General features: G+C 41.7%; 8 protein-coding genes. 7 read left to right on the top strand and 1 reads right to left on the bottom strand.

Going from position 1 to position 17,366, the window contains the following annotated elements:
- Nucleotides 1–122: 122 nt before the first annotated feature.
- A complete protein-coding gene (locus tag QTN47_RS00565) occupies nucleotides 123–2,819 on the bottom strand; it encodes a DNA translocase FtsK (protein ID WP_369327350.1) in 2,697 nt (898 codons plus the stop codon).
- A 461-nt stretch (nucleotides 2,820–3,280) separates the two neighbouring features.
- Here QTN47_RS00565 and QTN47_RS00560 point away from each other — a divergent pair, with 461 nt between their 5' ends.
- The 7 genes from QTN47_RS00560 to QTN47_RS00530 all read left to right on the top strand — a co-directional run bounded on the left by QTN47_RS00560 (nucleotide 3,281) and on the right by QTN47_RS00530 (nucleotide 17,199).
- A complete protein-coding gene (locus QTN47_RS00560) occupies nucleotides 3,281–5,725 on the top strand; it encodes an ABC transporter permease (protein WP_369327349.1) in 2,445 nt (814 codons plus the stop codon).
- Nucleotides 5,726–6,154: 429 nt separating this feature from the next.
- On the top strand, nucleotides 6,155–8,545 hold the full coding sequence (locus tag QTN47_RS00555) for an ABC transporter permease (protein ID WP_369327348.1): 2,391 nt from the start codon (nucleotides 6,155–6,157) through the stop codon (nucleotides 8,543–8,545).
- A gap of 159 nt (nucleotides 8,546–8,704) precedes the next feature.
- On the top strand, nucleotides 8,705–10,195 hold the full coding sequence (locus tag QTN47_RS00550) for a lipopolysaccharide biosynthesis protein (protein ID WP_369327347.1): 1,491 nt from the start codon (nucleotides 8,705–8,707) through the stop codon (nucleotides 10,193–10,195).
- A gap of 265 nt (nucleotides 10,196–10,460) precedes the next feature.
- The gene (locus QTN47_RS00545; protein WP_369327346.1) at nucleotides 10,461–12,830 is read left to right on the top strand and encodes an ABC transporter permease; all 2,370 of its coding nucleotides are present in this window, start codon (nucleotides 10,461–10,463) and stop codon (nucleotides 12,828–12,830) included.
- Nucleotides 12,831–13,263: 433 nt separating this feature from the next.
- Nucleotides 13,264–14,298, top strand: a complete 1,035-nt coding sequence (locus QTN47_RS00540) for a DUF4097 family beta strand repeat-containing protein (protein ID WP_369327345.1) — start codon at nucleotides 13,264–13,266, stop codon at nucleotides 14,296–14,298.
- A 695-nt stretch (nucleotides 14,299–14,993) separates the two neighbouring features.
- Nucleotides 14,994–15,656 (top strand): ABC transporter ATP-binding protein, encoded by a 663-nt coding sequence (locus QTN47_RS00535; RefSeq protein WP_369328379.1) that lies wholly within the window; start codon nucleotides 14,994–14,996, stop codon nucleotides 15,654–15,656.
- A 112-nt stretch (nucleotides 15,657–15,768) separates the two neighbouring features.
- Nucleotides 15,769–17,199 carry a TolC family protein gene (locus QTN47_RS00530; RefSeq protein WP_369327344.1) on the top strand — a complete coding sequence of 477 codons (1,431 nt, stop codon included), beginning with the start codon at nucleotides 15,769–15,771 and terminating at the stop codon, nucleotides 17,197–17,199.
- The last annotated feature ends 167 nt before the right edge of the window (nucleotides 17,200–17,366 follow it).

The raw sequence follows: 17,366 nt of genomic DNA, 5'->3' as shown, positions 1-17,366 counted from the left end.
GATAATTTTTATACCCGCAAAAAGATTTGGTGCCTCACCTTCAACAGCCCTCTTACGCGTCTTACCATCTTACTGTCTTACGCGTCTTACATGTCTTACGATCTTACGGTCTTACGGTCTTCCTACGCCATCATATCCAGTATTTCCATTAACTCGCTGTCTGTTTTTACCAGCACTTCGCGGGCTTTGCTGCCGAGGTTCGGGCCTACGATGCCGGCGGCTTCCAGCTGATCCATCAGACGGCCCGCGCGGTTGTATCCCAGTTTCATTCTTCTTTGAATTAAGGATGTACTGCCCATTTGGTTAGCGACGATCAGTTTCGCCGCATCTTCAAACAAAGGATCACGGTCACCCAGATCAAGCTCTCTATCTCCGGCTTCCTTCTCATCCACATATTCCGGAAGTAAGAATGCTTGCGGATAACCTTGCTGATCACCAATGAATTCACAGATGTGTTCCACTTCAGGAGTATCAACAAAGGCGCACTGCAAACGCGTGATTTCACCGTTATAGCTGATCAACATATCACCCTTCCCAATCAGTTGCTCCGCGCCGCCTGCATCAAGAATTGTACGGCTGTCAATTTTCGAAGAAACCTTGAACGCAATACGCGCCGGGAAGTTCGCCTTAATGGTACCTGTGATGATATTTACTGAAGGTCTTTGTGTAGCGATGATCAGGTGAATACCCACCGCACGTGCTAATTGCGCCAGACGGGCAATTGGCATTTCCACCTCTTTACCTGCAGTCATAATAAGATCGGCAAACTCATCCACTACAAGCACGATGAAAGGAAGATACTGGTGACCTCTTTGCGGATTCAGTTTACGCTTGGTGAATTTTTCATTGTACTCTTTAATGTTACGGCAACCGGCTTCTTTCAACAAGTCATAACGGTTATCCATTTCAATACACAAAGCGTTCAATGTGTTGATTACTTTCTTTGTATCGGTAATAATTGCTTCTTCTTCACCAGGCAATTTTGCAAGAAAATGATTTTCTATTGTGCGGTACAAACTCAATTCCACCTTCTTAGGATCCACCAAAACAAACTTCAGTTGAGAAGGATGTTTCTTGTACAACAAGGAAACCAGCAGCGTATTGATACCAACAGATTTACCCTGTCCCGTAGCACCGGCCATCAATAAGTGCGGCATACTCGCAAGGTCCACGATAAAGTTTTCGTTGTCGATCTTTTTACCAATTGCGATAGGTAATGAAAAAGCATTGCTTTGGAATTTATCACTCGCCAGCAAGGTTTTCATACTAACCACGGTCTTACGCACATTCGGCACCTCAATACCGATGGTACCTTTACCCGGAATAGGCGCAATGATACGGATGCCTAACGCAGCCAGGCTTAATGCAATATCATCTTCCAGGTTTTTAATACGGCTGATACGCACACCGGGCGCCGGCACGATTTCATACAATGTTACGGTTGGTCCAACGGTAGCGGCTATGCGCTGAATAGCGATATCATAGTTCTTCAGCGTAGCAATAATCTGGTTCTTGTTGGCTTCCAGTTCAGCAGGATCATGCACGATCTTTTCGCTACCATGTGTCTCCAGCAATTCAAGGGAAGGGAGCTGATAGTCGCTTAACTCAAGTGTTGGTTCATACAAGGTTTCCAACGAACCTTTTCTGGCAGCCGGCTTTCCATCTTCTTCGGCTGTTTCATTTAGGTGATTATCTTTTGTTTCCTGGATCTCAAGCTCCATGTCGATCTTGTCGTTAAACTTGATCTTCAGGGGGTCTCTCTCAGGCCGGGTAACCGGTAACGACTCTTCTTCCGATTCCTCGTCTTCTGCAGTTTCTTTTAATTCCAACGGGAATTCGTCCTCCTGCCACTCTTCTTCTACCTCTTCCTCCACAACATCTTCGTCCTCGTCCTCGGGGATTCCATTTTTATACAGATCATTTATTTCAACGCGCGGCTCATCTCTTTCTATCACATCAAATTCAGTCATGGGGTCAGCAACCTCTTCATCATCTTTAGGCATAATCACAACCACACCCTTGCCATCTTTCTTCAACTTATTATTGCTGCCAAAACCTTTTTCTGCTTTCTCCAACGGAACCATTTCTTCTTCAGGCTCAGCTGCAACAATTTCCTCTTTACCTCTTCTTCGTTTCTTTTCAATTACCGGTGGAACTTCTTCGCCTACTGCATCTTCTGCAACGGCAGGTTTTACAGTTCTTTCAGGCCATTTGATGGTTGGGTTAAACCGCCAGATAAAATAACTCACAGCGGCGAGCCCAAGAACGAAGCCTGTTCCAACGCGACCAATCCATTTGATCAGCCAGGCATTCATCATCTCTCCTACCGCACCGCCAAACGGGAACTCAAGTCTGCCTGTAAAAAATGCAAAGGCAACACTCAACACCAACAATCCAATAATCAGGTATTTAATGTTGCGCACAAGACTGAAGACTTTTTTTCCAACCAGCAGATTTACGCCCAGCACAAAGAAGACTGTACAAAACAAAAATGATGCAACACCAAATCCTTTGTAAATAAAAATATGCGAAACATATGCGCCTAAAACACCAAGCAGATTGCGGACCTGAACATCGTCAGTGCTGAAAATTTTTATTCCAAATTGAAATACTTTATCCTGATCCTGCTTCCATGTAAAGAGGTAGGAAGCAAATGCAATGAATAAAAATATAGAGAAGAGCAGGCTTACCGCACCTGCAATTTTTTGAGTTCTTTCATCCTTCACCACTTCCGTCACCGTAACCTGTGCTTCTTTTTCCGGTTTCAATTCATCCGGGTTGGGTGGAGGAGGTGTTTTCTTTTTTAACCTGTTTGCCATATATAATTGATAACGTACAAACCTAGGTAAATATGACAAATGCACAAAGAAGCGTGCATAAATGCAGGAGCTAAGCCGTGCGAAAGCGGGGGATGTGCAAATGTTATGCGTAATTGAAAATTGAAAATTGAAAATGCCAGTGACGCCAAATGCTTTTTCGCTGCGCCGCTGCTTCTTCGCGCTCGCCGCCTGAAACCGACCGCGGAAATGCGTAATTAACAATGTCGTTGGTGCCAAAGGCTTTTTCGTTGCGTCGCTGCTTCTTTGCGCTCGCTGCGTGCAACCTGCTGTATCGTAACAACACAGCCACTGTATCAAAACCGGACACCCGGTTCAAAAACAAACACATTACTTGCTGATAATCATTAACTTAAAATGTGGCATACATTTGCCATACTGCTTAATGCCTACCCGGTATTTCAAGCCGGGCCGGTTACCCGGTATGTAATAAAAACTGACTTATGTTTAAGAATTATCTGAAGATCTCCTGGAGGAACCTTATGAAGAATAAGACCTTCTCCATTGTAAATATAACAGGCCTGGCTATTGGTCTTGCCTGCTTCCTGCTGATAGCCCTTTATGTGACAGACGAACTGAGCTTCGATAAATACAATGTGAAAGCAGACAGAATTTTCCGCATCAACAGCGATCTGCTATTTAACGGAACAGAAGCGCACATGCCGGTGAGCTCAGACATGATGGGTGCTGCGTTGAAAAAAGATTATCCCCAGGTGGAAGATTTCGCCCGTATTTATGCGTCCAGCGGCAACAGGTTTATCAAAAAAGGCAATGATTACATCAATGAGGAACGAATCGCATTTGCAGACTCAACATTGTTTAACGTATTCACATTACCGGCACTAAAAGGGGATACCAAAATTGCATTGAACGAGCCCAACGCAGTTGTCATAACTGCAAGCACAGCAAAAAAGTATTTTGGAACGACTGACGTTATTGGAAAAACTGTTGAAGTAAAAAATGACAATCCCACCCTGACACCGTTTAAAATCACGGCGGTAATAAAGGACATTCCCGCAAATTCGCATTTTAATTTCGATTTCCTTTTTTCAATGAAGAACGCCCCCTATCCTCAATGGGGAGATTACCTCAGTCATAACTTTCATACCTATCTTCTTTTGAAGCCAGGTGTGGATTATAAGGCATTTGAAAAATTATTCCTGCGTCAATACCTCAACAAATATGTTTTGCCGCAGGCCAAGCAATACATGCAGATCAACAGCATTGAAGAATTTGAGCATACCGGCAATAGAATAAATTATTCTTTGATGCCGCTCACCAAAATTCACCTTTATTCAGACAGGATGTTTGAATTAAGTCCCAGCGGCAATGTGCAGTACGTTTATATCTTTTCAGCAGTTGCATTATTTATCCTGCTGATAGCCTGTGTGAATTTTATGAATCTTACCACAGCAAGATCTGCCGGTCGTGCAAAAGAAGTTGGCGTAAGAAAAGTGCTGGGATCAAAACGGAAGGAACTCATTGCACAATTCTTAACCGAATCTGTTATGATGACTTTATTCTCATTGATGCTGGCTATTTTACTCGTGTATTCAGTTCTGCATGCGTTCAACGAAATTGCTGGCAAAGACATCTCTTTTATAAATATCTTCTCACCGGTGATCTTTCCCTTGCTTTTTGCCCTGCCTATTATTGTCGGCTTGCTGGCGGGTAGTTACCCTGCATTGTTCCTGTCTGCTTTCAAACCGATTGAAGTATTGAAAGGTAAATTGAAAATGGGATCAAAAAGCGGTACATTAAGAAGCGTATTGGTTGTGTTCCAGTTCTTCATTTCAATCGTTCTTATTATTGGCACTATTGTTATTTATCGCCAGCTCAGCTTCATTCAAAATAAAAACATCGGGTTCAATAAAAACCAGGTATTAATTATTAACGATGCTTATAACCTCGGCAATAATGTACAGGCATTCAAGAATGATGTTGAACATTTACCGGGCGTAAAAAAAGGCACCATAAGCGGATTTTTGCCGGTATCATCCTCCAGCCGCAGCGACAACTCTTTTTCGACTGAAGCTGTAATGGATGTACACAACGGATTTAATATGCAGGTTTGGGATGTTGACTACGACTACCTGGAAACAATGGGAATGGATGTAGTTAAAGGGCGGAACTTTTCAAGGGATTTTGGCTCTGATTCATCCGGCATGCTCATCAATGAAGCTACGGCAAAAATACTTGGAATGGATAATCCTGTCGGTAAAAAGCTGTATACAATGAATTTGGACAGTCAGCAAAAGATTTCTTATACCATATTAGGAGTAGTAAGAAATTTCAACTACGAATCGCTTAGACAGACAGTAGGACCTTTGTGCTTTAAACTGCAAAGAAGTTATGGTTTAGCTTCTTTCAGGGTAAATGCCGGCAATATTTCTTCCCTAATCCCTACCATAGAAAATAAATGGAAGTCAATGGCCCCCGGCATGCCGTTCAGCTACCGCTTTCTTGATGATTCATTTGATGAAATGTACCGTGCTGAACAGCGTGCAGGAAAAATCGCGCTGATCTTTTCTACACTCGCCATCTTTATCGCTTGCCTTGGATTGTTTGGATTGGTTACTTTTATAGCGGAACAAAGGACAAAAGAGATTGGCATCAGAAAAGTACTTGGTGCAAGCGTGAACGGCATCGTTCAATTGCTTTCAAAAGACTTTATGAAACTGGTAGCCATCGCATTTATTATTGCAGCACCGGTATCCTGGTTCTTTATGAATAAGTGGCTACAGAATTTTGCCTACCGCACTGACATAACCTGGTGGATCTTTGCGCTGGCCGCTGTGCTCGCATTGTTTATTGCACTGGCAACAATCAGCTTCCAGGCAATAAAGGCCGCACTGAATAACCCGGTGAAGAGTTTGAGGACGGAATAAAGAAGACCGTAAGACAGTAAGACCGTAAGACAGTAAGACCGTAAGATAGTAAGACATGTAAGACGGGTAAGACGCGTAAAATATGTAAGAGAGAAGGACATAGAAGTAAGGTGTCGGCCACGCCAACGTTTCTTTGTTGACAACTGATAAAGCTTAAAGCCCAAGCCTAAAGCTGACCGAAGCGAAGTTTTTTGAACCGTATAAGGTATATAAGGGCGTACAAGAAGTTACACCGGAGGTCCATCGTGGCTAGAGCTGTATACATTTACTCAGCCAGTTTGTATCCTTCACCATTGACTATTCACTATTCACTAGTTGTATAGAAGAATAAAGAAAGAGAAAAAAAATTGCAGTTAGTATAAAAGAAAAAAACAGGCCGGCCTAAAGCTGATAGCTAATAGCTGATACCTGACACCTGATACCTAAAATATGCTATTCAACTATATACGGATCGCGCTTAGAAATATTGCGAAACACAAGCTGTTTTCGTTCATCAATATTTTTGGATTGGGGCTGAGCATGTCGCTCGGCCTTATCATCATTATGAGCGTAAAGGAAGATTTGAGCTACGACAAATTTCATCCGTTTGTGAACAGGACCTATCGCGTTATTTCCGAGGTAAGAGATCAGCAGGGCAACAAATTACGGATGGCAAGTACTCCTTTGCCTTTGGCTGAAACACTGGAAAAGGAAAAAAATGTTATTGAAAAAACAGCAGAACTATATCCCTCATTAAAAGATGAAGGCAATGTCGGCGACAGGCGCCTGCATGTAAACGGTGCATTTACCAACCAGTCTTTCTTTGACATTTTCGGGTATGAACTGGAAGAAGGAAACAGATCAGAACTTTTAAATACACCTAACAGCATAGTAATAAGCAAAGCGACCGCCATACGCTATTTCGGCAATGAGGAAGCCGTTGGTAAGAATATTTCATTCGACCGACTCGGAAATTTTACCGTAACTGGTGTGCTGAAAGAAGACAAGCGCAAATCGCATCTTTCATTTGAGGCATATGCTTCTATACTCGCAGTTCCTTTACTTGAAAAAACAGGCCGGCTGTCTTCCATTCAAAACGACTGGCAAAACGCCATTTCCGGATATACATACCTGCTATTGAAAGAACAGGCAAACAGACAGCAATTGCATGGTGTACTTTCGCGGATTACTAACACCGTGAATAAGCTGGCCGGTACTGATTCAAAACAAACAATTCAATTCGACACACAGTCGTTGTCAGAAATTACCCCAGGCGAAGAACTTGCATTTTCGATTGATAAGGGCACATCCCGCGGAAAAATGCTGGCAGCTATTGGCATCGGGTTTATCGTACTGCTTTCCGCCTGCTTCAACTATACCAATCTTTCTATAGCCAGATCGCTCAACCGCGCGAAAGAAGTAGGCGTCAGAAAGATTTCCGGAGCATCACGCAGGCAGATCTTTGGTCAATTTATTACAGAAGCAATAGTATTATCATTTCTTTCATTAATAGTAGCATACTTCCTGCTTTCAGTAACGATCACCTATGCTCCCTTTAGCGCAGAATTCATTCCGCAGTTTCATTTTGATTACACGCTATTACTTGCACTTATCGCCTTTTGTTTATTCATTGGATTACTCGCAGGCATAGTTCCTGCGCTGGCTTTATCCGCTTTTAAACCGGTGGAAGTGCTTAAAAATCTGTTTACCGTTAAATTATTTGGCGGCAACAGCTTCCGTAAAATATTGTTGGTGTTCCAGTTCTCGCTGTCCATTTTCACCATCGTGTTTATGCTGGTATTTTACAGGCAATTCACTTTTTCAGCAAATGCAGATCATGGCTTTAATGCAAAAAATGTACTCAATATTCCATTAAGCGGAGCCCCTTATAAAATATTGGCAAACGACATCAGGAATATGAGCGGTGTCGAATTAGTTTCCGGCACGTCAACCAACCTCGGCAAATACACCACAGGGACCGTCCGGACAAAAAAAGAAGGCGACGAAAACATTATTGATGCGGATTATTATTTCACCGACAATGATTTTGTGCCTGACATGCAACTAAAAGTGCTCGCAGGAAATCTTCAGCTGAAAACGACTGACAGCACTGAAAGATATGTTGTGATTAATGAAAAAGCAGCTGCCTTATTAAAGCTGGGTTCGCCCCGGTCCGCAGTCGGACAAACCATCTTAATGGATGATTCGGCCAGAGTAACTGTATCCGCAGTTGTGAAAGATTTTTACTTCAGATCTTTTTCGTTCCCCATTACACCGTTGCTGCTGCGCTATAATCCGCAGGAATTTAAATACCTGAACATTCGCGTGGCACCGTCTGCAAATAAAGACTACATCGTTGACAGAATTGCACAACTATGGAAAAAGACCAACACCGGACAGCCATTTGTATATGGATGGCTCGATAAAGAAATTTATGATGAAAACCTGCAATGGAGCACCATATCTTTCCTGGGCTTCCTTGCCATCATGACCATATCCATTGCATGCCTGGGTATGCTCGGCATTGCGGTATACACAACTGAAACCCGCAGAAAGGAAATAGTGATCCGCAAAGTAATGGGTGCAGAAATACGCAGCATCGTGCTTCTTCTTTCCAAAGCATTCATCAAACTGGTGTTTATAGCCGGACTGATTGCCTTACCCATAGGCTATGTGCTGGGCTATATCTTCCTGAACTTTTTCGCCAACAGGGTAAGCATAGGCGCGGGTACGTTATCTCTCGCATTCCTGAGCGTGTTCCTTTTGGTCATACTTACCATCAGTTCCCAGATTATTAAGGTGGCCAATGCAAATCCGGCAACAGGGCTACGCAATGAGTAAGTGTGGGAATGTGCGGATGTGCGAATGTGCAAATGTGTAAATGTGTAGATGAGGAGAAGGAGATAGTGTCGAAATAATGCGTTCCCCTTGCACATTTGCACATTTACTAATTTGCACATTTACTAATTTGCATTTTTGCTTTTCCCTACCTTCGCGACTATGGCTGAAGTTCGGAAAAAGACCATTCTCGCTACTTTATTGATATATATTGGATTTGCCATCGGCGCACTGAACACGTGGCTATTTACGCACCGCGGCTTTTTTGACGTTGACCAGTACGGACTTACAAGGGTTTTTAATGAAATGACCCTTTTTATTTTTTCAGTCAGCACCATGGGAATCAATATTGTCATTTACAAGTTTTTTCCGTTCTACAACCGAAATCTCCCTGAAAAAGAAAACGACCTTCTAAGCGGTTCACTGGCCTGGGGCACCATTGGTTTTTTAATTGTTCTTTTCTGCGGCTGGCTTGGTCACGATCTCTTCATTAGAAAATTCGCCACCAAATCAACCATGTTGGTGGAATACTATTACTGGCTGTTTCCGTGTGCCTACTTTTTGTTGTTGTACACACTTGCTGAATCTTATGCATGGCAATTGCATAAGGCTCCATTCACCAATTTTTTAAAAGAAGTTTTATTCAGGTTAATTACAACCGTATTAATCATTTTATACCTGAAGCATGTTATTACGTTCCATGAATTTATGATCGGCTTTGCCCTTCAGTATGGAATAATATTCGCGGCGTTGCTTTACTATCTCATCATTAAGCAACGGGTAGGCCTCGCTCTTAGGTTCAGCCGGGTTACAAAAAAATTCTATCGCAAAATGCTGACCATGATCGGTTACGTTTTTATAGGCAACGTAATCCATGCAGTAGGACCTGTCATTGGCGGCATCGTTATCTCCAGCAACAATGGGCTTGGAGCGGCAGGTGTTTACACTTTTGCAACTTATTTCGGTTCGATTTTGCAGGCTCCTCAACGCAGCATTTCTGCCTTATCGGTTCCTATCTTGTCCAATGCATGGAAGGATAAAGATATCAACGGCATCCGGAAGGTATATCAGCGTTCATCCATAAATATGCTGATAGCGGCGATCTTTTTGTTTTTTATTATCTGGCTCAATTACAACAATGCTATCAATGCGTTTCATATTAATGAAAGCTACCTGGATGGCAAGCCTGTGTTTCTGCTGATTGGCTTATACTGGATCATTGACATGGGAACAGGGGTTAACGCACAGATCATGACGACCTCCAATCATTGGAGATTTGAATTTTCCACGAGCGTTTTGTTTGTGTTACTGATGATACCCACCAACTACTTCCTTATAAAAAAAATGGGCATTACCGGCGCGGCATGTGCACAACTGATATCTATACTCATCTATAACATTGTACGCATCATTTTTTTATGGAAGAAATATAACCTCCTTCCTTTTACTGTAAATACACTTAAGCTTATTGCAATAAGCCTTTGCGCATATGGAGTCACTTACCTGATATCATCTAATATCACCGGCTTTACCGGTATGTTCATAACGACTATAGTATTCAGCGTTATGTTTCTGGTTCCGGTTTTTTTGCTGGATATAACACCAGATATCAAGCCCGTCGTCGCAACTATTAAAAAGCGGCTTAGTCGCTAACTCTTAGCGTGACATAGTTATTGCATTCTGTTCAACATACGCTTACAACTCAAAAAACACTTCCAACGTTTCACTTTCGCACAAAAACTGTCCGTTTCCGAACACCAATAAATGTGCAACCGCTAATAAACCCTTTATTTATAAGCCTTTGGCATACTGGCACAGGTATTGAATCTTAACGCTGACGGAAGATCGTGTGTAAAAGAAGAATAAATACTTCACCGTTGCTGAAATCTGATTGTTGATAGCCTGAAAGCTGACAACTATGTTAAAGAATTACATCCTTGTTGCCCTTCGTAATCTGAAAAGAAATAAAGTCTTTTCGCTGATAAACATCCTCGGATTGGCGTTGGGAATGACGTGCAGCCTGCTCATCCTTTTATGGGTGAAGGACGAGCGCGCGAAAGATGCATTTCACGCCAACAATAAAAGGCTTTACAACATCTACGAACGCCAATATTACGATAACCGTATTGAAGCTGGGTTCTTTACTCCGGGCATGCTTGGCGAAGAGATGAAGAAGGTTATTCCAGAAGTGGAGGCTGCGATCGGTTTTGGATGGCAGGAAGAACTTACATTCCAGGTTGGCGACAAGATCCTGAAGGAGAAAGGCACACACGCTGGCAAAGACTTCTTTAAAATGTTCAGCTTTCCGCTTTTAAAGGGCTCACCTGAAAAAGCACTATCAACACCCGAAAGCATCGCTATCTCCGAAACTATGGCGAAGCATTTCTTTGGCAAAGCGGAAGACGCCATCGGCAAAACTATCAGAGTGGAAGATTCAAAAGATCTTATTGTAAGCGGCGTATATGCTGACATGGGCAACAACTCCTCATTTAAAGGAGATTACATTATAAACTGGGATTATTTTTTAGTAAGAAACGACTGGGCAAAAGACTGGGGTAATAACGGACCACACACTACCATCATGCTGCGGGCCAATGCAAATCCGGAACTCGTTAGAAAAAAAATCGTTAAGTTCCTTGATAACTATAACAAAGACCAAAGCGCTGCATTTCGCATTGAACTTGGCATGCAACCTTATTCTGACATGTATCTCAAAGGCAACTTTAAGAGTGGAAAAGAAGATGGTGGCAGAATCGAATATGTACGTCTCTTTACCCTTATCGCGATTTTCATCTTACTGATTGCCTGTATTAACTTTATGAACCTTACCACCGCGAGATCGGTAAAAAGGGCAAAAGAAATTGGCATCAGAAAAGTTGTTGGTGCTATGCGTGGTGCATTAATCAGGCAGTTTTTAGGAGAAGCTGTCTTGCTCGCTTTCATCGCTGTTATCATCGCTCTTTTACTTAGCTTGCTATTGATGCCTGCATTCAATCATCTTACAGGCAAAGAGATTTCGCTACCTGTATCTGACAGTAGCTTCTGGTTGCAATTGCTTGCGATTACACTGATTACAGGATTTATTTCCGGTAGCTATCCAGCATTATTCCTGTCATCATTTAGTGCCATCAGGGTATTAAAAGGCACCATGAAATTCACAACCTCTGCTACACTATTTCGCAAAGGTCTTGTTGTCTTTCAATTTGTTTTATCCATTCTGCTTATCATTGGAACCATTATCGTTTCCCGCCAGGTGAATTATATATACACAAAAAATATTGGTTTCGACAGAGAGAATCTTATTTACATACCAATAGAAGGCGAGTTAAGAACTAAATATGAATTGTTCAGGAACGAAGCAATTAGCCTGCCCGGAATAAAGAACATTTCAAGAATATCACAGGCACCTACGGAAATTGAAAACAATACAGGAGGCGTGAAGTGGGATGGAAAAGATCCCAATACATTGCCAATGTTTTCAACTGCAGCAATAGGTTATGACTTCATAAAAACCTGCAATATTCGCTTACTGGAGGGCCGTGATTATTCGAGGGATTTTGCCACAGATTCTACAAATTACATATTGAATGAATCAGCAGTAGCCAAGATAGGATACAAGAACCCTATTGGCAAGCCGCTAACATTGTGGGACAAAAAAGGAACCATTGTTGGCGTTATTAAAGACTTTCATTTCACATCACTTCATCAAAAAATAGAACCGCTGATTTTACGATATGGTGAAAAGGATAGCTGGGGCAGCATACTTGTGCGTACAGAAGCGGGTAAGACAAAGGACGCATTGGCAAGCCTGCAAAAAGTTTGTACTGAAATAAATCCCAGGTTTCCCTTCAGCAGCTTTTTTGCAGATGAAGAATTTCAAAAGTTGTACACAAGTGAATCAATCATTAACAAACTTTCCCTGTGTTTTGCTTTCCTTGCCATTTTTATATCATGCCTTGGATTGCTCGGTTTGGTTATGTTTACAGCGGAACAAAGAACAAAGGAAATTGGTATCAGAAAAGTGTTGGGTGCAAGTGTAGGATCTTTATTTACATTATTAAGCAAAGAGTTTTTATGGCTTGTTTTTATCGCAATGATGATAGCTTCACCATTGGCATGGTACGCTATGCATAATTGGCTGCAGACCTTTGCTTACCAGATAACTATTTCGTGGTGGATCTTTCCGCTTGCCGCAGCTACGGCAATCTTGATAGCATTATTAACCGTCAGTTTCCAGGCCGCGAAGGCGGCATTGGTTAACCCGACGAAGAGTTTGCGGACTGAATAATTTTCATTTTCATTTTCAATTGAAAATTGAAAGTTGAAAATTGAAAATGAAGAAGACTTCTCCTTATATGCCAATGATAGATTTGCATGTAAGCATACGCTCAGTGGGATCTGTGTCTGCTCTATGCTCTCTGGGTAACTAATTGTTAATAGTACTTAATAGCAGTTATTGTTACACGGAGAAATACAGGAGAAGACACAGAGTTACACAGAGCTTTTTCGACGAAGACCTGAAACAACTGAAAATCCATGATGAAGGAAGTGAATGCCAGAAGGCCTGCTAAAAAAACAAGTAGCTCAAGATTAGGTACTTCGTAATTCGTACTTGCAACGATCTTGAGTTTTCAAAAAAAAATCCCAACTCCATGTAACATTCATTTCATCCAAACGTATTAGAGTATCGCAAATCCCATCATACTAAAACTATAATTATCATGAAAAAACATTTTCTTGTAGCCCTGGCAGTTGTTGGTTGCTTAGCCGCTAAAGCTCAATCTAATAACGACAAAGAACCATATTTGACGAAGGCATTAACAAACGATGTACAAAAAGTAAAAGTAGAAACCTCAGGCGGAAGCATTGCTGTTGAAGGCGCTTCCAGTTCTCCTAAAATAGAAATGTATGTAAATGGCAATAATTCATTGTTCAATAAATTATCAAAAGACGAAATAAAGAAAAGACTGGAAGATGACTATATAGTAAATATCAATTTCAGCAACAACGTCCTGACGGCTACTGCAAAACCAAAGGAAAGAAATATGGACTGGAAGAAATCTCTCAGCATTTCTTTTAAAGTATATGTTCCTAAAAATGTGTCTACTGACCTGGCAACAAGCGGTGGCAGCATTAAACTGGCTAACCTTAGCGGCACACAAAATTTTGCAACAAGCGGCGGAAGCCTGAACGTTGAAGGCATTTCAGGAAAAATTGACGGAAAAACCAGCGGCGGCAGCATCAAATTAAGTAACTCACAGGACGACATCGATTTATCTACAAGTGGTGGCAGTATTGATGCCAGCAATTGCAAAGGCAACATTCGCCTTTCTACATCAGGGGGCTCTTTAAAGCTGAATGATCTGAATGGCAAAATCGATGCTTCGACAAGCGGCGGTTCAGTTAATGGAAGCAAGATCACCGGCGAATTGTCTGCACATACATCCGGAGGAAGCGTAAGACTTTCTGAAATGGCTTGCAGCCTGTCTACTTCAACCAGTGGCGGCTCTATGGATGTTGAAATAACACAACTTGGCAAATTTGTAAAGATCAGCAACTCCGGAGGCAATATCAAGCTTGACCTGCCTAAAGGCAAAGGACTGGATCTTTCATTGCACGGAAGAAAAGTAAAAGTAAACTCACTCAGCAACTTCAGCGGAAATACGGATGAGGACAATATCAGCGGCAAGATCAACGGCGGCGGCGTGCCTGTGGATGTTAAAGCAGGAAGTGGAACACTTACGGTAAACCTTTAATTAATGGACAATTGACAGTTGACAATTGACAATAACCTGGAGCGGAGATGGCAATTTTCACTTGTAAGAACGAATTAAGATTCTAAAACATAGCAGTTTTGGTTGGATTTTAAAAAAGTCAGAAATCCATAGAGCGCCCGGTTCCCCGGGCGCTTTTTGGTTCCTGAGGTGAGCATGCTGGCTGTGTGACAAATCTGTCCTACACTTTTGAAGTGTAGGACAGATTTGGCTCAATTGAAAATTGACAGTGGACAATGGACAATGATCCGAAGCGAAGATGTCAGTTTATTACGAACAACTTGAAATTCTAAAACATAGCAATTTTGGTTGGATTTTAAAAAGTAAGAAATCCATAAGCGCCCGTTTCTCGGGGTGTTTTTATTTTGACCTTTTGACAAAAACCTTCAGTCTTGACAAAACAGAGCAGGCTCAAAATTGAGTACTTCGTACTTCGTAGCTCGTACTTTAGAAAGCTTCCCTGCCAACCGCCCTCATTTTCAATTGTCCCCGCCCGAACGACGTTCAGTCGGGCAGGAACTTTCAATTTTCAATTAGAAACGCTTGTATCAAAACAGTACAAAAAGTGTATTAAAACCGAACACCCAGGGGTAGTAAAAAATCATAAGTGGTTGTTATTCAGCAATTAAATATCTTGGCATGTATTTATCAACCAAAGAAGTACAATTATGACCAATATGATCGAACTTAAGAATATTTCAAAGGCCGTAAACGTTGGCGGAGCTAAGACACTTATCCTTAATGGAATTAACCTGGACATTGACGAAGGTGAATTTGTTTCAATTATGGGGCCTTCCGGATCAGGCAAATCTACCTTGCTGAACATTCTCGGGATGCTGGATGAACCATCTGAAGGATATCATTACTTTATGGGTGAAGCAGTTCACAACCTTAAGGAAAAACACAGATCACAGTTATATAAGCAATATATCGGTTTTGTTTTCCAGGCTTATCACCTGATAGATGAACTGACTGTATATGAAAATATTGAAACGCCACTGATCTATCAAAACATGAAAACTGCTGAACGCAAGGCGGTGGTTGCAGATATTCTTGACAGGTTTAATATTGTTGGCAAGAAGGATCTTTTCCCTACACAACTTTCGGGCGGACAACAGCAACTGGTTGGCATTGCCAGGGCGCTGGTGGCTAAGCCGAAACTAATTCTGGCTGATGAACCTACCGGCAATCTCAACTCCAAACAGGGCATTGAAATAATGGAACTCTTTAAAAAATTAAACGAGGAAGATAAAGTAACCATAATACAGGTTACACACTCGGAAAAGAATGCTGAATATGGTTCCCGTATAATTAATCTGCTTGACGGAAAGGTTGCTTAGCATTCCTTAAAAAGTTTCGTTTTAAAAGTTGGTTTGTCCGTTACGCGCCAATAACATTTTCTATGGCCCGGCTGCAGCGTATTTCGCTGACCGGCAGCACAATCAAAAAAGTATGAACGCTCTCAAGAAAATAGTACTCTCGGTTTCCTGTATGGCTGTTGCAGGAATTTCATTTGCTCAGACATCAACAAAAATGTCTTTGAAGGAATGCATTCAATTAGCAATAAAAAACAACCTTGACGTACAACGTGCAACCCTGCAAACGGAAAGTGCGAAAGCTTACTGGCAGCAGGCACGTGCAAATTTGTTACCTGACCTGAATGCAAATCTTTCCCAGGGTGCCAACCAGGGTAGAAATATTAACCCTTATACAAACACTTATATTGATCAGAACATTAACGTAGGCAACTATAGCCTTTCCAGTAACCTCACCCTTTTTAACGGTTTAAGTATCCAGAATAACATAAAGCAAAACCGTACGGCATTTGAAGCATCTGGCATGGAACAACAACAGAAGAAAGACAATGTGACGTTGAATGTTATTCTGGCTTACCTTACTTTACTTAGCAATGAAGACTTGCTTGAGGTTTCGAAAAACCAGGTAGAAGTTTCGAAAAAGCAAGTTGAGCGTCTTGATATTTTAAATAAAGATGGCGCTATCACACCAAGTGATCTGTATGACTTGAAAGGACAGCTTGCCAACGATAATGTTAGCGTGGTAAACAACATGAATAACATGGAAAGTGCACGCCTGAGCCTTGCTCAACTGCTCAATGTTAATTACTCAAAGGATATAGATGTTGAGCGCTTAACATTGGATCAGATCAACTTTGTGTATGACAGCAGCACCGAAAACATTTACAAAACAGCTGCAGCAAACCTTGCAATTATCAAAGCCGTGGACCTGAGACAAAAAAGCGCAGTATATGGCGTTAAGGTGGCAAAGGGACAGCAATATCCTGCTCTTGTGCTTAGCGGAGGAATAGGATCTAACTACTCCACTGCGGCTACAACACAGGAGTTAATCAATACAACCTATGTCGACAATGGATCTTATGTTGAAGCTAACGGCACCAAAGTTCCGGTATGGGATCCGCAAAATGATTATGCAAGTCACAAAATCCCATTTGGTGATCAGTTTAAAAATAACAGGAACACTTATTTCTCTCTTGGCTTAAGAATTCCCATCCTGAATGCTTTTCAAACAAGAACGAAGATCCGTGTTGCAAAGATCCAGCAGAAAGACGCGGAAGTAGTTGCTTCATCAACCCGTACGCAGTTACAGCAAAATGTTGAGCAGGCTTATGTTAACATGACTTCTGCAGAGAAAAGATATAAAGCCCTGTCTGAACAGGTAGATGCGTATAAAGAATCCTTCAGAATTGCTGAAGTGAGGTTCAATGCCGGTGCGATTAACTCTGTAGATTATCTTGTTGCAAAAAACAACTTCGACAGATCCAACGTAAACCTGATTGTTGCGCGTTATGATTTTGTGTTGCGTACCAAAATATTGGATTATTACCAGGGAAGACCGCTGTGGTAGCTAATAGCTGTCAGCTGTCAGCTATTAGCTATCAGCTTTACTGTCTGGCGACAACAATGTTCTCAAAATCTAAAGATATAAGCGGGTTAATTTAAGCAAATACATATTGAACGCAACCAACGAAGAAGGCCATCATAAAAGATGGCCTTCGGTTATTTTAAGTGGGG

It is taken from the genome of Danxiaibacter flavus, assembly GCF_041060425.1.
GTDB lineage: Bacteria > Bacteroidota > Bacteroidia > Chitinophagales > Chitinophagaceae > Danxiaibacter > Danxiaibacter flavus.
The sequence above is the reverse complement of the archived record's forward strand: the minus strand, read 5'-3'. Positions and strand labels throughout refer to the sequence as shown.